Raw genomic sequence first — 18,494 nt, 5'->3', positions numbered from 1 at the left:
TAGCTGGATGATTCGGGTTGTGGTAGGTGTAAGTTTCTGGTTTCAATCGACTAGAAGCTGCCGCCGAAGCGGCAGTGAAAAACAGGTCCGCGCGCTATTCATCAACCTCGTCGGCACTGCCCTGCGGCAGAAGCAATTCACGCACCACGCTGGTGGCGAAGCTTCCCGCCGGCAGCCAGAAGTTCATCGCCAGCGTGGCATCATCCAGCCAGACCCAGCGCAGATCGCGGGGGATCACCAGCATCGCGCGGCGTGCGGCTTCCACCTTTTCACGCGTCATCAGCTCGATTAAGGCCGTTTCCGATGCCAAAGAAGCCTGCTCCAGCGCCAGAGCCTCATCGCGGGTGCCCCACTCACCGCTGCCCGGAAGCGGTGCGGTAACACGCAGTTCGTTTTCGTCAACGCGCTGTTGCAGGGTGTCCAGCTCTTCTGCTGTGGCAACAAACCAACTGCCGCGACCGGTCAGCTGCAGCGCATCGCCGTTCAATACCTTCGTCAGCGTGCCCTGCTGTGCCAGACGATCGCTGACGACCTGATTAAACATCGCGCTTCGCGCCGCCGAGAGCAGGAAACTGCGTTTATTACGCTCACGCACGCTGATTTCATCTGCCGCCCAGCGCTGCGCCATCAGCAGGTTGTTACCGTTATGGCCAAAACGCTGGCTGCCAAAGTAGTTGGGGACGCCACCCAGAGCAATCTGCTGCAGGCGCTGCTCTACGGCATCACGATCGGTCACCTGCCGCAGCACCAGCCGGAAATCATTGCCCTGCAGCGCCCCGGTACGCAGCTTGCGGCGGTGCCGGGCACTTTCCAGCACCTCAACCCCTTCCAGCGCAAATTTGCGCATATCCGGCGTCTCTTTACCCGGCAGTCGCAGGCAGAACCACTGTTCGGTAACGGCGTGACGATCCTTCATACCGGCAAAGCTGGCGTCGCGCGGATGAATACCAACGAATTTTGCCAGCGCTTCAGCCACGAAACGGGTGTTACAGCCGGTTTTACGAATACGCACCAGCAGCTGTTCACCGTCGCCGTCCGGTGCGTAGCCCAGATCTTCAATCACAACGAAATCTTCCGCCGTGGCCTTCAGCACGCCTTCGGCGGTCGGCTTACCGTACAGCCAGTTCTGCTTTGCTAAATCCATCTTCAGGCCTTAATCAGCAGCGCAACGGCTTCACAGGCAATGCCTTCACCGCGGCCGGTAAAGCCCAGCTTTTCGGTGGTGGTGGCTTTCACGTTGACTTCATCCATGTGGATACCCAGATCTTCGGCAATATTGATGCGCATTTGCGGCGTGTGCGGCAGCATTTTCGGCGCCTGTGCGATGATCGTGACGTCAACGTTGCCCACGCGGTAGCCTTTTTTCTCAATCTGGCGCCACGCTTCGCGCAGCAGCTCGCGGCTGTCCGCACCTTTATAGGCGGCGTCGGTGTCCGGGAAGAGTTTACCGATATCGCCCAGCGCAGCCGCACCCAGCAGTGCATCGGTCAGCGCATGCAGCGCCACGTCACCGTCGGAATGGGCCAGTAATCCTTTCTCATAAGGGATACGCACGCCGCCAATAATCAGCGGGCCTTCGCCGCCAAAAGCGTGTACATCAAAACCATGACCAATACGCATTATGCGTTCTCCTTATTATAAATTTGGGTCAGATAGAACTCGGCCAGCGCCAGATCTTCCGGCCGGGTTACTTTAAGATTATCACTGCGTCCGCTGACTAATTCCGGGTGATAGCCGCAGTACTCGAGGGCAGAAGCCTCATCGGTAATGCTGGCACCTTCACGCAGGGCGCGCTCCAGACAGTTTCGCAGCAGCGCCAGCGGGAACAACTGCGGCGTCAGCGCGTGCCACAGGGCTTCACGCTCCACCGTATGGGCAATCGTTTCGGCACCGCCGGTTGCCCGCTTCATGGTATCGCGTACCGGTGCGGCAAGAATACCGCCGACCTCACTGCGCTGGGTCAGCTCCAGCAGGCGGGTAAGATCGTTGAGATGCAGACAGGGGCGAGCGGCGTCATGTACCAGCACCCACTGCGCATTTTCAGCCGCTTTTAATCCGGCCAGCACCGAGTCGGCACGCTGGTTACCGCCCACCACCTGAATAATACGCGGGTCGTTCGCCACCGGCAGTCGTGAAAAATAGACATCATCCGGGCTGAGAGCCACAATCGCCTTAGTCACCGCCGGGTGCGCCAGCAGCGCATCCAGGCTGTGTTCAAGAATCGTTTTGTTGCCGATGGAAAGATACTGTTTGGGGCACTCGGACAGCATACGGCTGCCAATCCCCGCTGCGGGCACAACGGCGATCACGTGCGGACAGGAGTCTGCGATGTTCATGGTTATCGTTACTGATTGGCTGGTTGGCTTTGCTGCGCGTTTCGTTTGCTTTGATCCGGCACAAGGCGATAGAAGATCTCACCGGGTTTGATCATTCCCAGCTCGTTACGTGCGCGTTCCTCGATCGCTTCCGAACCGCCGTTAAGATCGTCGATTTCGGCAAAAAGCTGATCGTTGCGCGCTTTAAGCTTGGCGTTATTGGTCTGCTGCACCGCAACATCCTCATTAACGCGCGTATAGTCATGTATGCCATTCTTGCCCAGCCAGAGCGAATATTGCAGCCAGCCCAGCAGAACAAGTAACAGCAGCGTAAGTTTTCCCATCCCCGCCCCCTGAAAAACGGCTCAATCATCCCATAACTTTTACTACGACTCCACTCTGCCAGTGAAATAGAGCTGTTTTCTCGGACTAAGCCGCGCAAACGCGGCAAAAAACACCAAATGAGAGATAATTTCTGGCGCAGGTTAACGAAAAATTTTGTAACGCAGCGATGCGTTTACACATCAGGCGTGAAGGTCACCAACCGGTTAACTGGCTAAACAGCAGCCAGAACAGACAAATAACCACCATCACCGTTGCAATCGTAGTCCAGATCAGATGCCCGCGCAGCAGCACGCTGATCGCAATACCGACCAGCACGGAAACCGGCAGCAGTGCAAGGAAGAACGGCCAGGTGTAAAGGAAGAAAAACAGGGTGTTAGAACCGTACAGTACAAACGTTGTAGCGAGGGCTACCCACCATGAAGCGAAGCCCACCACGCCGCCAGGAAATGGCCAGGAAGCCTCATCTTGATCGCTTTTGTCTTTTCTTGCCAGCAGTGGGGTGACGTTTTGCATAGATATCCCATTAACGCTTGAGCGGCGCACCGAAACGATGCCCGCCTGAGTAACGCCCGCGAGGGCGTTAACAGTCGCTGTATCAGGGTTTGATAATATCGCGCTGGCGCAGCAGGTCTAATATCTGGGCGGTTAAATGTGTTACCAATTGTTCACCGTCCAGGTGGAGGTCAGCCCGTTCCGGGGCCTCGTAAACCGAGTCAATACCGGTGAAATTACGCAGCTCTCCTGCCCTGGCTTTTTTGTACAATCCTTTCGGATCGCGCACTTCACAAATGGCCAGCGGCGTATCGACAAACACCTCAATAAAACGCCCTTCTCCCAGCATCTCGCGCACCATATCGCGCTCGGCACGGTGCGGCGAAATAAATGCAGTGAGTACCAGCAGACCCGCATCCACCATCAGCTTCGCCACTTCTCCCACCCGGCGGATATTCTCCCGGCGGTCGTCATCGCTGAAGCCGAGATCGCGGCACAGGCCGTGGCGCACATTATCGCCATCCAGCAGATAGGTACTGGCACCCAGACGATGCAGTACCTGCTCCAGCGCACCGGCTACGGTGGATTTACCGGAGCCGGAAAGCCCGGTAAACCACAGTACCGCGCCCTGATGACCGTGCTGCCCTTCACGATCTTCCCGGCTGACCGGGTGATCGTGCCAGACGACATTCTCGTCATGCAGGGCCATGTTAATTACCGCCCAGCAGGTCGCGCGCATTCCAGTGCGGGAAGTGACGACGCACCAGCGCGTTCAGCTCCAGCTCAAAGGCGCTGTAGTTACCTGCCGCTTGCTGCGTTTCCGCCAGCGCTTCAAGGATCATACCGGCCCCAACGGTGACGTTGCTCAGACGATCGATAAAGATCATCCCGCCGGTTACCGGGTTTTGCTGATACGGATCAAGCACCATTGGCTCATCAAAAGTCAGATCCACCAGGCCAATCCCGTTCAGCGGCAGCTCCTGCGCTTCATGACGGGTCAGGTTATTGATCTCAACCTGATACTGAATTTTCTCTACGCGCGCGCGGGTCTTCTTACCGGCAATTTTCACGTCAAAGCTCTGGCCCGGCACCAGCGGCTGCTCGGCCATCCACACCACATTGACCGACGCGCCCTGTACCGGTTTGAGATCGGCATCAGCGGCCACCAGCAGATCGCCACGGCTGATGTCGATTTCATCTTTCAGCACCAGGGTAATCGCTTCGCCCGCGCTGGCCTGCTGCAAATCACCATCAAAGGTGACGATGCGGGCAATGGCCGACTCAACGCCGGACGGCAGCACTTTTACCCGCTGACCGACCTGTACCACGCCGGACGCCAGCGTACCGGCGTAGCCACGAAAGTCGAGGTTCGGGCGGTTAACGTACTGCACCGGGAAACGCATCGGCTGCTGCTCTACCACGCGCTGCACCTCAACGGTTTCCAGCACGTCGAGCAGCGTCGGGCCGCTGTACCAGTTCATTGCGGCGCTCGGTGCCGCCACGTTCTCGCCTTCCAGCGCGGAGAGCGGCACAAAGCGGATATCCAGATCGCCCGGCAGCTGTTCGGCAAAGTCGAGGTAGCTCTGTTTGATCTCTTCAAAGGTCTGCTGGCTGTAGTCCACCAGATCCATTTTATTGACCGCCACCACCAGGTGTTTAATGCCCAGCAGCGTAGAGATAAAGCTGTGGCGACGGGTTTGATCGAGCACGCCTTTGCGGGCATCGATCAGCAAAATCGCCAGATCGCAAGTTGAAGCACCGGTCGCCATGTTGCGGGTGTACTGCTCGTGTCCCGGGGTATCGGCGATAATGAATTTACGCTTCTCGGTAGAGAAATAGCGGTAGGCAACATCGATGGTGATGCCCTGTTCGCGCTCGGCCTGCAGGCCATCCACCAGCAGCGCCAGGTCCAGCTTCTCACCCTGTGTACCATGACGCTTGCTGTCATTGTGAAGCGTGGAGAGCTGGTCTTCATAAATCTGTCGGGTGTCGTGCAGCAGGCGGCCAATCAGCGTACTTTTGCCATCGTCAACGCTGCCGCAGGTCAGAAAACGCAGCAGGCTTTTATGCTGCTGAGCGTGCAGCCAGGCTTCCACCCCGCCCTGATCGGCGATCTGTTGTGCAATAATGGTATTCATGGCGGCTCCTTAGAAATAACCCTGGCGTTTCTTCAGCTCCATCGAGCCAGACTGATCGCGGTCAATCACCCGCCCCTGACGCTCGCTGGTGGTGGAAACCAGCATCTCTTCGATAATCTCCGGCAGCGTTTGCGCTTCAGACTCTACCGCGCCGGTCAGCGGCCAGCAGCCGAGGGTACGGAAACGTACCATGCGCTGTTCGATTTTCTCGCCGGGCTGCAGGTTAATGCGCTCGTCGTCGATCATCATCAGCATGCCGTCACGCTCCAGAACCGGGCGCTCAGCGGCCAGATAAAGCGGAACGATTTCGATATTTTCCAGGAAGATATACTGCCAGATATCCAGCTCGGTCCAGTTAGAGAGCGGGAACACGCGAATACTTTCGCCTTTGTTAATCTGGCCGTTGTAGTTATGCCACAGCTCCGGGCGCTGATTTTTCGGGTCCCAGCGGTGGAAGCGGTCGCGGAAAGAGTAGATACGCTCTTTCGCGCGGGATTTCTCCTCGTCACGACGTGCGCCGCCAAAGGCCGCATCAAAACCGTATTTGTTCAGCGCCTGCTTCAACCCTTCGGTTTTCATGATATCGGTATGCTTGGCGCTGCCGTGGACAAACGGGCTGATGCCCATTGCCACGCCTTCCGGGTTGCGGTGAACCAGCAGCTCGGCACCGATGTTTTTTACCGTACGGTCGCGGAATTCGTACATTTCACGGAATTTCCAGCCGGTATCAACATGCAGCAGCGGGAACGGCAGCGTTCCCGGATAGAAGGCCTTACGCGCCAGGTGCAGCATCACCGATGAGTCTTTACCGATGGAGTACATCATCACCGGATTGGCGAACTCTGCCGCCACTTCGCGGATAATATGGATACTCTCCGCCTCCAGTTGACGCAGATGAGTCAGACGTTTTTGATCCATAACTTTTCCTCAAGCCAAATTCACAACGGCGGACTCGCGTCCGTCCTGCTGCGCAGAATGTTGATACCACGCCAGCTGCTGATGCAGATTGACCACTTCGCCAATCACCAACAGCGCCGGGGTTGGGGCGTTGCGTGCCAGCTCGTCCAGCTGATCCAGCGTGCCGGTCAGCACCTTTTGATCCTGCCGGGTGCCACGGCCAATCACCGCCGCCGGAGTTTTAGGGTCGCGCCCGTGGGCGATAAGCTGGCTGGCGATGTCGCCTGCGTTTGCCGATCCCATATAAATTGCCAGCGTCTGCCGCGCACGCGCCAGCGACGGCCAGTCTGTACCGCTGCTGTCGGCCCGGCACTGGCCGGTGACAAACAGCACGCTCTGGGCGTGATCGCGGTGGGTCAGCGGTATCCCGGCATAGGCAGTTGCGCCTGCTGCTGCGGTCACACCCGGCACCACCTGGAAGGGAATACCCGCCTCCACTGCCGCCTGAAGTTCTTCACCTCCGCGACCGAAGATAAACGGATCGCCACCCTTCAGACGCACCACGCGCTTACCCTGTTTGGCCAGCTCAACCAGCAGGCGATTGGTTTCTTCCTGTGGCACGCTGTGGGCGTTGGCACGCTTGCCAACACAGATACGGTCGGCGTCGCGGCGGACTAAATCCAGAATTTCATCGCTGACCAGATAGTCATACAGCACCACATCGGCCAGCTGCATGACCTGCAACCCGCGCAGCGTCAGCAGACCGCTGTCGCCCGGCCCCGCTCCCACAAGGATAATCTCTCCCTGTGCGGCTTCCGGTTCATCCAGCTGCTTATCCAGCGTGAGGCGAGCGCCATCAACGTTGCCCGACCCCACCTGGCTGGCAAACAGCCCGTTAAAGGCTTTCTCCCAGAAGCGGCGGCGATCGGACATTTTACTAAAGCGGGCTTTGACCTTGCCGCGCCACTGACCGGCAATCTCTGCCATCTGGCCCAGCGTGGCGGGCAGCAGGGTTTCAATTTTTTCACGCAGCAGGCGCGCCAGCACCGGCGCAGTACCGCCGGAAGAGATAGCCACCACCAGCGGCGAGCGATCGACGATGGAAGGGAAAATAAAGGAGCATTTCGGCTGGTCATCCACCACGTTGGCCAGCAGGAAACGATCGGTGGCGTCCTGAAACACCCGGCCGTTGAGGTCGCCATCATCGGTGGCAGCGATCACAAAAAATACGCGGTCAAGCTGGCTGGCATCATAGGCCTTCGCCAGCCATTCGATTTCGCCCTGGGTTTCCAGTTCGGCCAGTTCGTCGCAGAGTTCGCGTGATACCACCAGTACCCGCGCACCGGCGCGTCGAAGCAGTTCGATTTTGCGCGCGGCCACATCGCCGCCGCCCACTACCAGCACCGGTTTGTGTCTGATATCAGCAAATAGAGGAAGGTAATCCACGTAAACCCTGTCGCTTATCACATAAAGTTAACAGGACTATACGTCCCCGCATTAAGGCTTATGAAATTACTAATTGGAATGAGTAGTTACCTAATGGAATAACGTACTGGTAAAGCAGCGAACAAAATGTGCTTAACGGATGATATTTCGGGTATTTCAGAGCGAATGAAATTGTGCAACCCGCGTCACAATTTCATACTAGCGGGGCAAAATTTTTCGCCCGATTTAACACGGGATAACGACTAAGGAATTTCGAATGTTCACCTTACTGCGTCTGGGGGCGCTGGCAGCGTTGATCGGCTGCGGAATAAGTCTGCCGGCAGGCGCAACAACGGAAAAAGTGGGCAGCATTGCCGAACAGCAGCTGCGACATATTGCCACCTATTTTCCCGGACGCATGGCAGGCAGCCCGGCAGAGATGCTTACAGCCGACTACCTGCAGCAGCAGTTCAGCGCACTGGGCTATAAAAGCGATACGCGCCGTTTTAATACCCGCTATCCCTGGCACCATCAGGACGGCGAGGACACGTGGCGTAATATTAATGCCACCTCGGTGATTGCTGCCCGCGAAGGCGAAGTCCCACAGCAGATCCTGATTATTGCCCACACCGACAGCACTTCGCCGCAGAGCGATGCCGACGTACAGAAAAACCTCGGCGGGCTGAGCGCTCAGGCGGCGGACAATAACGCCTCCGGTTTGGGGGTAATGCTGGAACTGGCGGAGCGTTTGAGCAAGGAGCACCTGCACTACAGCCTGCGATTTGTCGCGCTTAGCGGAGAAGAGATCGGCCAGCGCGGTAGCGAAGATTACCTGGCGCGAATGAAGCCGGAAGAGAAACAAAATACGCTGCTGGTGATTAACCTCAACAGCCTGATCGTCGGTAATCATCTCACCTTCAGCAGCGGGAATAACACGCCGCTGGCCGTGATGCGCCAGACGCGTGACCGGGCGCTGACGCTGGCCAGGCGCAGCGGAATTTATGCCGTCGGTAAAAAAGAAAAAAATGCCAGCGACAGCCCCTTCGACCGCGCCGGTTTTCCGTTAATGACGGTCAGCACCAGCGACGGCCCGTCCGGCAAAATGCCCGCAGTACTGAAACAGCATTTCCCCGTCGGGCTACGCAATCAGGCACAACGTGATAATCTGGCCTATATCGACCACTGGCTTCCGGGCCGCATCACCAGCCGAACCCACAGTACCGTGGCCGTGCTGCTGCCGCTGATCCGCGAGCTGGCCAATCCCTGATCCTGTTGGAGCCATCATGTATATTGTCTTTCTCAGCTATACCCGCCCGATGCAAGAAGTTGAAGCCGTACTGGAGCCGCACGTAGCGTGGATTAACCGTTACTTTGCCGAAGGTGTGTTTATCAGCGCCGGGCGCAAAGATCCGCGCACAGGGGGGATGATCATGGTGAAGGATATCGATCGGGCGCGGCTGGATGCGATTTTGGCGGAAGACCCGTTCCAGGCCGTCGCCAGCTATGACGTGACGAAAGTGAATATTACCCGTTCGGCGGAGGAATTTGCCGGGCTGACCGGGATCTGAACCAGGTTTACGGTTCAGCATGGGCACGTTTACGCGACTGCTCGTCATAAACAAATGCGCGACAACAGAAGCTTAACGCCAACGATAAGCCTCTGTTCTTGAGCCCGCGTATTTGCTCTGCTAAGCCAGCGGCAGCCCGGTACCTTGCACAGGGCTGCTACCCACTCAGCTTATCACTCGTGCAGGCCGCACTCGCGCTTCAGGCCAAAGAAGCGCGTCTCTTCCTCAGCCATACCCGGTTCCCATTTACGGGTGGTGTGGGTGTCGCCAACGGAGAGGTAGCCCTGCTCCCACAGCGGGTGATAATCCAGACCGTTCTGCTGCAGGTACTGATAAACCTGGCGGTTATCCCAGTCGATAATTGGCAGCAGCTTGAATACGCCTTTCTTGATCGCCAGCACCGGCAGATGCGCCCGACTGCCGGACTGATCGCGGCGCAGACCGGCGAACCACGTTTGCGCATTCAGGCTTTCCAGCGCGCGGTTCATCGGCTCAACCTTATTGATTTGGTTATAGCGTTCAATGCCTTCAACGCCCTGCTCCCACAGCTTGCCGTAGCGTGCTTCCTGCCAGGCCGCGCTGTGTTCGGCGCGGAACACCTTCAGGTTCAGATCCAGCTGCTCGGTCAGCTTATCAATAAACTGATAGGTTTCCGGGAACAGATAGCCGGTATCGGTGAGGATCACCGGGATATCCGGCTTCTGGCGGGTGACCAGATGCAGGCTCACCGCCGCCTGAATGCCGAAGCTGGAGGTCAACACCGCTTCGCCCGGCAGATTCTCCAATCCCCAGATCACCCGATCTTCGGCTGAAAGCTTATCCAGCCGGTTATTGATCTCGGCGAGCGCCATCACGCGCTCCACCTTGGGTAGTGCATTCAGTTCAGAGAGATCGAGTACCGCCATCTTACACCTCCATCATTCCCAGAAATCACGGGCCGGATCGAGCACCGGTCTGACAATGCCGGTGCGGATCGTAAAGTCACCGAAGCCTTCATCCGCTTCGCGCTCTTTCGACCAACGGCCGATCAACTCATCAAGCGTAGCCAGGATTTCCGTTTCATTAATGTTTTCGCGATACATGCGCGGAATACGGGTTCCCATGCGGTTACCGCCCAGGTGCAGGTTATAGCGCCCCGGTGCCTTGCCCACCAGGCCGATCTCGGCCAGCAGCGCACGACCGCAGCCGTTCGGGCAGCCGGTGACACGCAGCACGATATGCTCATCGCCCACCCCGTGCGCGGTCATGATCCCCTCCACGCGGGTAACAAATTCCGGCAGGAAGCGTTCGGCTTCCGCCATTGCCAGTGGACAGGTCGGGAACGCCACGCAGGCCATTGAGTTTTCGCGCTGGTGGCTGACGTTTTCCATCAGGCCGTGCTGCTTGGCAATCTGCTCAATTTTCTCTTTTTCCGATTCCGGCACACCGGCCACAATCAGATTCTGATTAGCGGTTAAGCGGAAGTCGCCCTGGTGAATCTTAGCGATCTCCACCAGACCGGTCTTTAGCGGGCGGCCCGGGTAGTCGAGCAGGCGGCCGTTTTCCACAAACAGCGTCAGGTGCCATTTGTTATCGATGCCTTTTACCCAGCCAAAACGATCGCCACGGGTGGTAAATTCATACGGACGGATCGGCTCGAAGGTGACGCCAGCGCGGCGCTCAACTTCAGCTTTGAAGACGTCCGGCCCCACGCGCTCCAGCGTATATTTGGTTTTAGCGTTCTTACGATCGGTGCGGTTACCCCAGTCGCGCTGGGTAGTCACCACAGCAGCCGCTACATCCAGGATTTTTTCCACCGGGAAATAGCCAAACTCGCTGGCGGTACGCGCATAGGTGGCTTTGTTACCGTGGTCGATGGACAGACCGCCGCCCACCAGCAGGTTAAAGCCGATCAGCTTGCCGTTTTCGGCAATCGCAATAAAGTTCAGGTCGTTGGCGTGCAGATCCACGTCGTTATGCGGCGGCACCACCACGGTAGTTTTAAACTTACGTGGCAGATAGGTTTCACCCAGAATCGGCTCAACGTCGGTGGTGGCAACCTTCTCCTGATCCAGCCAGATTTCCGCATAGGCGCGGGTCTGCGGCAGCAGGTGTTCGGACAGCTTCTTCGCCCATTCGTACGCTTCCTGATGCAGTTCAGACTCGATCGGGTTCGAGCTGCACAGCACGTTACGGTTTACGTCATTGGCGGTGGCCAGCGCGTCCAGCCCGACTTCATGCAGCATCTGGTGGGCAGGTTTAACGTTGCCCTTCAGAATACCGTGGAACTGGAAGGTCTGGCGGTTAGTCAGACGGATGCTGCCATAAATGGTATTATTCGTGGCGAATTTATCAATCGCCAGCCACTGCTGCGGCGTCATGATGCCGCCCGGCAGGCGGCAGCGCAGCATCATCGCATGGCGCGCGTCCAGCTTCTGCTCGGCACGCTCGGCACGAATATCGCGGTCATCCTGCTGATACATACCGTGGAAACGGATCATCAGGAAGTTGTCGCCGTTAAAACCGCCGGTCAGGCCGTCGTGCAGGTCTGCAGCAATACTTCCACGCAGGAAGTTGCTCTGTTTTTTCATCCGCTCGGCGTCGACCAGCTTACCTTCGACAACCAGAGGACCAGGGTATCTTTCATTGCTCATTAGTACACATCTCGCTGATAACGGCGCTCAATGCGCAGATCGCTTAAGAATTCATCTGCCGTTTCGATGTCCATGCCACCGTATTCGGCTACCACTTCCAGTAATGCTTGCTCAACGTCTTTAGCCATGCGATTGGCATCGCCGCAGACATAAATGTGTGCGCCTTCCTGAATCCAGCTCCACACTTCCGCCCCTTTCGCGCGGATTTTATCTTGTACGTATATTTTATGTTTCTGGTCGCGTGACCAGGCTAAATCAATATTGGTCAGCAGGCCGTCTTTGACGTAGCGCTGCCATTCAACCTGATAGAGGAAGTCTTCGGTAAAATGCGGATTGCCGAAGAACAGCCAGTTTTTGCCGCCGGCACCTTCGCTATCGCGCTGCTGCATAAAGGCGCGGAACGGCGCAATACCGGTGCCCGGGCCAATCATAATCACCGGGGTTTCCGGGTTGGCAGGCAGGCGGAAGTTATCGTTGTGCTCAATGAACACGCGGATTTCATCGTCCTCCACCAGACGGTCGCCCAGATAGCTGGAGGCACCGCCCGCACGGGCGCGGCCTTCAATTTCATAGCGCACCACGCCAACAGTGATATGCACTTCCGTTTCGTTCTCAGCCTGGGAAGAGGCGATCGAATAGAGGCGCGGCGTCAGAGGGCGCAACAGCCCGGTCAGCTGTTCGGCGTTCAGTTCGGTCGGTGCAAAGCGTGCCATATCAACGATCGGCGTGTTCTGCGCATACTGCTGCAGGCTGGCCTTATCGGTGATCTGCGCCAGCAGCGCTTCATTATGGGAAAGTTTGGCATACTGCTCAACGATCTGCGGGGTATTAACCGTCAGCTCGTAGTGTTTTTGCAGCGCTTCCGCCAGCGGCAGCGTTTCACCGTGCACGCTGACCGGCTCGTCACCCTTCAGCCACAGCAGCTCCAGCAGCTCTTTCACCAGTGCGGGATCGTTCTCAAACCACACGCCCAGCGCATCGCCCGGCTTGTAGCGCAGTCCTGATTCACCCAGATCGATTTCGATATGGCGCACGTCTTTATCGGAATCGCGGCCGGTGATTTTCTGATTTACCGCAAAGCTGGCGGTCAGCGGCGCTTCTTTGGTGTAAGGGCTGCTGTGGATCTCATTGACGCTACCTGCAGCCGTGGCTGCCGCCGCCGCAGGAGCTTCTTTCGGCACGCGCGCCTGTAAAATTTCTACCAGCTGTTTACGCCAGGCTTCGGCCGCCGCAGCGTACTCAACGTCGGCATCCACGCGGTCCAGCAGGCGTGTTGCGCCCAGCTCGGCCAGCCGGTTGTCGAAATCTTTACCCGCCTGACTGAAGAATTCATAAGAGGTATCGCCCAGGCCGAACACCGCAAAGGCGCTGGCGTCCATTTTTGGCGCTTTCTTCGACATCAGGAACTTATGCAGCGCCACGCCCTCTTCTGGCGGTTCACCCTCGCCCTGGGTGGAGGTGACCACCACCAGCAGTTTTTCCTGGGCAATCTGCTTGAACTTATAGTCACCGGCATTCACCAGGTTGACGTTTAGTTTCGCCGCAAGCAGGTCATCACGCAGCTGCTCTGACAGGCGGCGGGCATTGCCGGTCTGCGAGGCAGAAAGGATGGTGATGGTTGGCACCTCGACCGGAGCAGGTGCTGCTGCAACCACCGCCCCCGGAGCCTGATTGACCATGCCCCAGAAGTAACCGGACAGCCACGCCAGCTGGGTTGGGGTGTAATCCCCGGTCGCTGCCTGTAAGCGGGCAAGCTGATCGGGATTCAGCGGAAGCATATTTAGAGGTGCCTGAGTCGTCATTGCGTCGATAATTCCAGTGTCGGAGATCTGATTACTGACAGGGTAAGGGCAAGCAGAATAACCCTTAAATAAGGGTTGGCAATAATTAATAACCAAAATGACTAAATGGTTTTTCAGGTAAGGCTTATTGGCAAAACAGGTTGATAATGTTTTTATTTATCAGCCAGTTAAAACAGAAGGCATTTGGTTTACACTTTGACAGGGCGCCGTTACCGGGAAACGGGTGCGAAAAAAGCTGTTTTCCGGTATCCTGCGGCGGTTTTCACCATCAAGACTGAGACTGTAACCATGGCGACCACGCTGTTTAAAGATTTTCAATTCGAAGCCGCACACCATCTGCCGAATGTGCCTGCCGGGCATAAATGCGGCCGACTGCACGGGCACTCTTTTATGGTGCGTCTGGAGATTACCGGCGAGGTGGATGCGCATACCGGTTGGGTAATCGACTTTTCCGAGATTAAAGCGGCATTTAAGCCGGTTTACGATCGTCTCGACCACTATTATCTGAACGATATTCCTGGCCTCGAAAATCCGACCAGTGAAGTACTGGCGGCCTGGATCTGGCAGCAGATGAAGCCGGTACTGCCGCTGCTGAGCGCGGTGATGGTGAAAGAGACCTGCACCGCTGGCTGCGTTTATCGCGGCTAATCGGCCCCGTTGCCGGTCACCGCTGGCAACGTAGAGCGATCCTCATTCCGTTGCCTGATAGTCGGTGTCCGGGATGAGGTCAGTCCGAGCACACCGGAACGGCAAAAGACGCTCCCTGCGAGCCTCGGCACACGGCATCCCTGCCGTGTGACGTCCGGTTTACCTCAGACTAACCTCATCCCCATCAGTATCATTCTCTCTGCCCTCACACTGATATATCTCGGTAAAATGAAAATAAACCTGAAAAATCAACCTCAATTTCTTATGCGAAATTCGGCATAGCTTTGTTCATATTTATATATTCTTATCGAATATATAATAGCAAATCACGATATATGGTCGTTTTTTTAGTTCGTGATAGTCTCTCGCCATAAGTTCAGATCAATAATAATAACTTATTAAGAGAAGGTGTCACGTGCCCGCATGGCTTAATTTAGCAATCGATTCATTCTGGCCCATGCTTTATGCCGGACTGACATTTACCATCCCATTAACCTTAATTTCATTTATTCTTGGCTTATCCCTTGGCTTTATTGCTGCACTGGTCCGTTTATATGGACCAGAGCCGTTAAAAAAAATTGTTCGCTTTTACGTCTGGCTTATTCGCGGTACGCCTCTGCTGGTGCAGCTGTTCCTGATTTTCTATGCTCTGCCCAGCGCCGGTATTACGCTGGACGCGTTTCCCGCAGCGATAATCGGCTTTACGCTGAATATCGGTGCCTATACGTCAGAGGTCATTCGCGCCACCCTGCTTTCCGTGCCGAAAGGCCAGTGGGAGGCGGCGCACTCTATCGGTATGAATTGGGCACAGGCACTGCGCCGGGTGATTATTCCTCAAGCTGCACGCATTGCCGTGCCGCCGCTGTCGAATACCTTTATTTCACTGGTCAAGGATACGTCGCTGGCCTCGGTCATTACTGTGCCTGAGTTGTTCCTTGCCGCGCAGCGAATTGCGGCAGTAACCTATCAGCCATTAATATTATATACCGAAGCAGCGATCGTTTATTTAATTATCAGTTCAGTGCTCTCTTCTCTACAGACCCGTCTGGAGAAAAAGCTGGAAAATACAGGCGCAGTGAAGGAGAAAGAGAATGATAACGCTGTCCGGAATTGAAAAAAGATTCGACGACAACCCCGTATTAAAAAATATTAACCTGACGATTAAAGAAGGCAGCGTGACGACGTTAATTGGTCCGTCGGGCAGCGGGAAAAGCACCCTGCTGCGCTGCGTTAATCTGCTGGAGGTTCCACAGGCCGGGGAATTAACCCTCGGAAAAGAAAAACTTGTGTTTAACGGCAGCGGGCGGGCCAGCAGAAAAGATGTTTATCGCATCTGCCAGCAGACCGGCATGGTATTTCAAAGCTTCCAGCTGTTCCCCCATCTGCGGGTGATTGAAAACATTACCGAAGGGTTGGTTACCGTGCATAAACAGCCGCTCAAACAGGCGCGCGAGCGGGCCGAAGAACTGCTGGCCAAAGTGGGGCTGCTGCACAAGCGCGATGCCTGGCCAGCCAATCTTTCCGGTGGTCAGCAGCAGCGCGTGGCCATTGCCCGCGCGCTGGCCCCCTCACCAAAGGTGCTGCTGTGCGACGAGCCGACTTCCGCGCTGGACCCGGAACTCTCGCTTGAAGTGGTGGCGGTATTACGACAGCTGGCCAAAGAAGGGATGACCATGCTGATGGCCACTCATGACCTGCGGCTGGCGGCCAATATTGCCCAGCAGGTGGTATTCCTGGAAGCCGGTGAAATTGTTGAAACCGGCACCTCACAGGACATTTTTACCCGGGCGCAAAAAGCCCGGACCAAAGCCTTTATCTCGACCCTTACCGAAACCCTGCCCGATTCATGGGAAATTTGAAGTTAAGACGGCATCACCCAACCCATTCAGGAGTTATGACTATGAAAACTATCGCAACGCTGCTGCTGGCAGGCATGGTACAAATCGGTTTTTCTGGCGCAGCGCTGGCGGAAACCGATCTGGCAAAAATCCAGTCGGCTGGCGTCTTTAAAATCGGTACCGAAGGGACCTATCCTCCGTTTACCTTCCACGATGCTTCCGGCGCATTAACCGGTTTTGACGTTGATATTGGCCGCGAAGTGGCGAAACGCCTGAAGGTGAAAGCTGAATTCGTTGAGGGGAAATGGGATGGCCTGATCGCGGGTCTGGACGCCAAACGCTATGAGGCGGTGATCAATCAGGTATCGATCACCCCAGAGCGCCAGGCGAAATATGATTTCTCTACCCCGTACCTTTCTTCGAAAGCGGCGCTGATTGTGCGCGATGATAATAAGACAATCAAAACGTTCGAGGACCTGAAAGGTAAAAAATCTGCGCACACCCTGACCAGTAACTATGCCCAGCTGGCGCGCGGCTACGGTGCGGAAATCGTCGCTACCGACGGTTTTAACCAGTCGGTTGATCTGGTGGCCCAGGGCCGTGCTGATGCCACCATTAACGACAACCTGTCGTTCCTCGACTTCAAAAAGCATAAACCGGATGCGCCGGTGAAAATCGTCGCCAGCCGTTCCGATGCCGAACAGGTCGGTATTCTGATTGAAAAAGGCAATCCGCAGCTGAAAGAAGCGATTGATAAAGCGCTGGCCGATATCAAGAGCGACGGCACCTGGCAGCGTATTTCAGTGAAATACTTCGGCACCGACGTGTCCAAATAAATCCGCAGCGGGCTTCTCGTAAGCCCGTTTTGCGTCCGCGATTGCTATCCCTCCCCCACGCCCGTTCGCGGGCGTGTTTTGAAACATTTTGTCATACTCCTGTCACGCCCGCTCTCTAGTCTGTCGCTCTCCAACAAAGATCGAGAGAATCTCAATGAAGCTTTTCAGCAAACTTTCCGTTATCGCTCTGGTTTTTTCCGCCTGCGCCCAGGCCAGCACCATTAACATCCTCGACTTCCCTCAGCCGGATAACAACCCGGAAGAGTTCTACGCACTGACCGAGATCCCGGCGGGCGGCATCATCAAGTATGAAACCGACGCCAAAACCGGCTTTATCGTTGCCGACCGCTTCCAGTCTATGCCGGTAGCCTATCCGGCCAACTACGGCTCACTGACCCAGTCGCTGGGCGGTGACGGCGATCCGCTGGATGTGATCTTCTACACCCGCGCACCGATGGCACCGGGTACGCTGATCAAACTGCGCCCGATCGGCGTACTGAAGATGATCGACGGCGGCGAATCCGACGACAAGATCGTGGCGGTTCCGGCCAGCAAGATCGATCCAACCTACGATGACATTAAATCGATGAGCGACCTGCCTAAGATCGAGCAGGAACGACTGGAAGCGTTTTTCCGCGTCTACAAACAGCTGCCGGACGGACGTAAAAAAGTTGAGCTGAACGGTTTCGGTGATACCGCGGCGGCGAAGACGGAAATTAAGTCGGCGTACGACGCCTGGAAAGCGAAATCAGGTAAGTAAGCGATAAGGGGGACGCTGACCGTTTCGGCCGTCCCCCCTTTCGTCAGGCGATGTTCAGGTATTTATGCGTCTGCATCGACAGCCGCCAGTTGCGGGCAATACAGGTATCAATGCACAGCTGGGTGGCATCCGCTTTCTGGCTAATCGGCTGTAGAGCAATAATCCGCGCTTTATCGTCATCCAGTGTGGCCAGCAGCGCATCGAGGGCATCAACATCACGCTGACGCGCCACCGGATGCTTCACCTCATCCGCACGCACCAGCGCCTGATTCAGCACGTCGTAGCCTCCGCGCATATTGACCTTCGGCGATACCGTCACCCAGGTCTGCGGCGTACAGCGCACCGTATGCGTGCCGCTGGTTTCAATCTGGCAGCTGAAGCCCTGCTGTTGCAGGCTTGCGGTCAGCGGAGTCAAATCGTGAATGCACGGCTCGCCGCCGGTGATCACAATATGGTTTGCCGTCCAGCCGTTGCCGCGGATCACGCCAATCAGCGCCTCGGCATCCGCCGCGCCCCAGGCATCGGTTTCCACCGTCTTCAGCAGAATATCCCCCAGCGAGGTTTCCCGATCGGCCAGCTTATCCCAGGTGTGTTTGGTATCACACCAGCTGCAGCCCACCGGGCAGCCCTGTAAGCGGATAAAAATTGCCGGTACGCCGGTATAAATACCTTCGCCCTGCAACGTCTGGAACATTTCATTTATCGGGTACTGCATCGACTTCTCGGCTGATGGTTAAATTACGGGCGCAGATTATGGCAGATTGTCGCCCCGGGACCAACCAAAGCCTGCGCTGCAA

At 56.4% G+C, this 18,494-nt stretch carries 20 protein-coding genes; 7 read left to right on the top strand and 13 right to left on the bottom strand.

The window, feature by feature from the left end; genetic code table 11:
- Positions 1-94: 94 nt before the first annotated feature.
- The 9 genes from truD to cysG form a co-directional block, all read right to left on the bottom strand.
- Positions 95-1,144 (bottom strand): tRNA pseudouridine(13) synthase TruD, encoded by a 1,050-nt coding sequence (gene truD, locus IBT47_RS23495; RefSeq protein ID WP_200563396.1) that lies wholly within the window; start codon positions 1,142-1,144, stop codon positions 95-97.
- A gap of 2 nt (positions 1,145-1,146) precedes the next feature.
- Positions 1,147-1,620 carry a 2-C-methyl-D-erythritol 2,4-cyclodiphosphate synthase gene (ispF, locus tag IBT47_RS23490; RefSeq protein WP_105593951.1) on the bottom strand — a complete coding sequence of 158 codons (474 nt, stop codon included), beginning with the start codon at positions 1,618-1,620 and terminating at the stop codon, positions 1,147-1,149.
- Complete coding sequence (ispD, locus tag IBT47_RS23485) at positions 1,620-2,336, bottom strand: 2-C-methyl-D-erythritol 4-phosphate cytidylyltransferase (protein ID WP_105593950.1); 717 nt, start codon at positions 2,334-2,336, stop codon at positions 1,620-1,622. Before ispD ends, ispF begins: the two co-directional genes overlap by 1 nt.
- A gap of 8 nt (positions 2,337-2,344) precedes the next feature.
- Positions 2,345-2,659: a cell division protein FtsB gene (ftsB, locus tag IBT47_RS23480; protein WP_105593949.1), complete on the bottom strand. Its 315-nt coding sequence runs from the start codon at positions 2,657-2,659 to the stop codon at positions 2,345-2,347.
- Between the two features lie 193 nt (positions 2,660-2,852).
- A complete protein-coding gene (locus tag IBT47_RS23475) occupies positions 2,853-3,173 on the bottom strand; it encodes a DUF3561 family protein (RefSeq protein ID WP_200563394.1) in 321 nt (106 codons plus the stop codon).
- An 82-nt stretch (positions 3,174-3,255) separates the two neighbouring features.
- On the bottom strand, positions 3,256-3,861 hold the full coding sequence (gene cysC / locus IBT47_RS23470) for an adenylyl-sulfate kinase (protein WP_200563392.1): 606 nt from the start codon (positions 3,859-3,861) through the stop codon (positions 3,256-3,258).
- A 1-nt stretch (position 3,862) separates the two neighbouring features.
- Complete coding sequence (gene cysN / locus IBT47_RS23465) at positions 3,863-5,290, bottom strand: sulfate adenylyltransferase subunit CysN (protein ID WP_105593946.1); 1,428 nt, start codon at positions 5,288-5,290, stop codon at positions 3,863-3,865.
- Positions 5,291-5,299: 9 nt separating this feature from the next.
- Positions 5,300-6,208 (bottom strand): sulfate adenylyltransferase subunit CysD, encoded by a 909-nt coding sequence (gene cysD / locus IBT47_RS23460; RefSeq protein WP_105593945.1) that lies wholly within the window; start codon positions 6,206-6,208, stop codon positions 5,300-5,302.
- A 9-nt stretch (positions 6,209-6,217) separates the two neighbouring features.
- Complete coding sequence (gene cysG / locus IBT47_RS23455) at positions 6,218-7,633, bottom strand: siroheme synthase CysG (protein ID WP_200563389.1); 1,416 nt, start codon at positions 7,631-7,633, stop codon at positions 6,218-6,220.
- A 256-nt stretch (positions 7,634-7,889) separates the two neighbouring features.
- Between cysG and IBT47_RS23450 the strand changes: the two genes are divergently transcribed.
- Entirely contained in the window at positions 7,890-8,879 is a 990-nt protein-coding gene (locus tag IBT47_RS23450) for an aminopeptidase (RefSeq protein WP_200563387.1), read from the top strand.
- Positions 8,880-8,895: 16 nt separating this feature from the next.
- Entirely contained in the window at positions 8,896-9,180 is a 285-nt protein-coding gene (locus tag IBT47_RS23445; protein WP_105593942.1) for a YciI family protein, read from the top strand.
- A gap of 173 nt (positions 9,181-9,353) precedes the next feature.
- Here the strand turns inward: IBT47_RS23445 and IBT47_RS23440 are convergent, their stop codons facing one another.
- Genes IBT47_RS23440 through cysJ form a run of 3 tightly spaced genes read right to left on the bottom strand, consistent with a single transcriptional unit; the run spans position 9,354 to position 13,615 of the window.
- Positions 9,354-10,085 carry a phosphoadenylyl-sulfate reductase gene (locus IBT47_RS23440; protein ID WP_200563385.1) on the bottom strand — a complete coding sequence of 244 codons (732 nt, stop codon included), beginning with the start codon at positions 10,083-10,085 and terminating at the stop codon, positions 9,354-9,356.
- A gap of 12 nt (positions 10,086-10,097) precedes the next feature.
- The gene (gene cysI, locus IBT47_RS23435) at positions 10,098-11,813 is read right to left on the bottom strand and encodes an assimilatory sulfite reductase (NADPH) hemoprotein subunit (RefSeq protein ID WP_105593940.1); all 1,716 of its coding nucleotides are present in this window, start codon (positions 11,811-11,813) and stop codon (positions 10,098-10,100) included.
- Positions 11,813-13,615 carry an NADPH-dependent assimilatory sulfite reductase flavoprotein subunit gene (cysJ, locus tag IBT47_RS23430; RefSeq protein ID WP_200563383.1) on the bottom strand — a complete coding sequence of 601 codons (1,803 nt, stop codon included), beginning with the start codon at positions 13,613-13,615 and terminating at the stop codon, positions 11,813-11,815. Before cysJ ends, cysI begins: the two co-directional genes overlap by 1 nt.
- 288 nt (positions 13,616-13,903) lie before the next feature.
- Between cysJ and queD the strand changes: the two genes are divergently transcribed.
- From queD to IBT47_RS23405, 5 genes are all read left to right on the top strand, one after another.
- A complete protein-coding gene (gene queD, locus IBT47_RS23425; protein WP_105593938.1) occupies positions 13,904-14,263 on the top strand; it encodes a 6-carboxytetrahydropterin synthase QueD in 360 nt (119 codons plus the stop codon).
- Between the two features lie 415 nt (positions 14,264-14,678).
- Positions 14,679-15,377: an amino acid ABC transporter permease gene (locus IBT47_RS23420; protein WP_200563381.1), complete on the top strand. Its 699-nt coding sequence runs from the start codon at positions 14,679-14,681 to the stop codon at positions 15,375-15,377.
- Complete coding sequence (locus IBT47_RS23415) at positions 15,355-16,122, top strand: amino acid ABC transporter ATP-binding protein (protein ID WP_200563379.1); 768 nt, start codon at positions 15,355-15,357, stop codon at positions 16,120-16,122. Before IBT47_RS23420 ends, IBT47_RS23415 begins: the two co-directional genes overlap by 23 nt.
- A gap of 41 nt (positions 16,123-16,163) precedes the next feature.
- Positions 16,164-16,937: an amino acid ABC transporter substrate-binding protein gene (locus tag IBT47_RS23410; RefSeq protein WP_105593935.1), complete on the top strand. Its 774-nt coding sequence runs from the start codon at positions 16,164-16,166 to the stop codon at positions 16,935-16,937.
- A 154-nt stretch (positions 16,938-17,091) separates the two neighbouring features.
- The gene (locus IBT47_RS23405) at positions 17,092-17,697 is read left to right on the top strand and encodes an inorganic diphosphatase (protein WP_200563377.1); all 606 of its coding nucleotides are present in this window, start codon (positions 17,092-17,094) and stop codon (positions 17,695-17,697) included.
- A 43-nt stretch (positions 17,698-17,740) separates the two neighbouring features.
- Here the strand turns inward: IBT47_RS23405 and queE are convergent, their stop codons facing one another.
- A complete protein-coding gene (gene queE / locus IBT47_RS23400) occupies positions 17,741-18,412 on the bottom strand; it encodes a 7-carboxy-7-deazaguanine synthase QueE (RefSeq protein ID WP_200547037.1) in 672 nt (223 codons plus the stop codon).
- Positions 18,413-18,494 lie beyond the last annotated feature (82 nt).

This window comes from Erwinia sp. S43, from assembly GCF_016624745.1.
Taxonomy (GTDB): Bacteria; Pseudomonadota; Gammaproteobacteria; order Enterobacterales; family Enterobacteriaceae; genus Erwinia; species Erwinia coffeiphila.
This window is presented reverse-complemented; position numbering and strand designations above follow the sequence as displayed.

Bases quoted from the DNA above. Each gene is read 5' to 3' on its own strand.
- IBT47_RS23405 (WP_200563377.1), top strand. From the start codon at position 17,092: ATGAAGCTTTTCAGCAAACTTTCCGTTATCGCTCTGGTTTTTTCCGCC.
- IBT47_RS23450 (WP_200563387.1), top strand. From the start codon at position 7,890: ATGTTCACCTTACTGCGTCTGGGGGCGCTGGCAGCGTTGATCGGCTGC.
- queD (WP_105593938.1), top strand. From the start codon at position 13,904: ATGGCGACCACGCTGTTTAAAGATTTTCAATTCGAAGCCGCACACCAT.
- IBT47_RS23410 (WP_105593935.1), top strand. From the start codon at position 16,164: ATGAAAACTATCGCAACGCTGCTGCTGGCAGGCATGGTACAAATCGGT.
- ftsB (WP_105593949.1), bottom strand. From the start codon at position 2,659: ATGGGAAAACTTACGCTGCTGTTACTTGTTCTGCTGGGCTGGCTGCAA.
- ispF (WP_105593951.1), bottom strand. From the start codon at position 1,620: ATGCGTATTGGTCATGGTTTTGATGTACACGCTTTTGGCGGCGAAGGC.
- cysC (WP_200563392.1), bottom strand. From the start codon at position 3,861: ATGGCCCTGCATGACGAGAATGTCGTCTGGCACGATCACCCGGTCAGC.
- IBT47_RS23415 (WP_200563379.1), top strand. From the start codon at position 15,355: ATGATAACGCTGTCCGGAATTGAAAAAAGATTCGACGACAACCCCGTA.
- ispD (WP_105593950.1), bottom strand. From the start codon at position 2,336: ATGAACATCGCAGACTCCTGTCCGCACGTGATCGCCGTTGTGCCCGCA.
- cysJ (WP_200563383.1), bottom strand. From the start codon at position 13,615: ATGACGACTCAGGCACCTCTAAATATGCTTCCGCTGAATCCCGATCAG.
- truD (WP_200563396.1), bottom strand. From the start codon at position 1,144: ATGGATTTAGCAAAGCAGAACTGGCTGTACGGTAAGCCGACCGCCGAA.
- IBT47_RS23445 (WP_105593942.1), top strand. From the start codon at position 8,896: ATGTATATTGTCTTTCTCAGCTATACCCGCCCGATGCAAGAAGTTGAA.
- IBT47_RS23475 (WP_200563394.1), bottom strand. From the start codon at position 3,173: ATGCAAAACGTCACCCCACTGCTGGCAAGAAAAGACAAAAGCGATCAA.
- cysD (WP_105593945.1), bottom strand. From the start codon at position 6,208: ATGGATCAAAAACGTCTGACTCATCTGCGTCAACTGGAGGCGGAGAGT.
- cysN (WP_105593946.1), bottom strand. From the start codon at position 5,290: ATGAATACCATTATTGCACAACAGATCGCCGATCAGGGCGGGGTGGAA.
- cysI (WP_105593940.1), bottom strand. From the start codon at position 11,813: ATGAGCAATGAAAGATACCCTGGTCCTCTGGTTGTCGAAGGTAAGCTG.
- queE (WP_200547037.1), bottom strand. From the start codon at position 18,412: ATGCAGTACCCGATAAATGAAATGTTCCAGACGTTGCAGGGCGAAGGT.
- IBT47_RS23440 (WP_200563385.1), bottom strand. From the start codon at position 10,085: ATGGCGGTACTCGATCTCTCTGAACTGAATGCACTACCCAAGGTGGAG.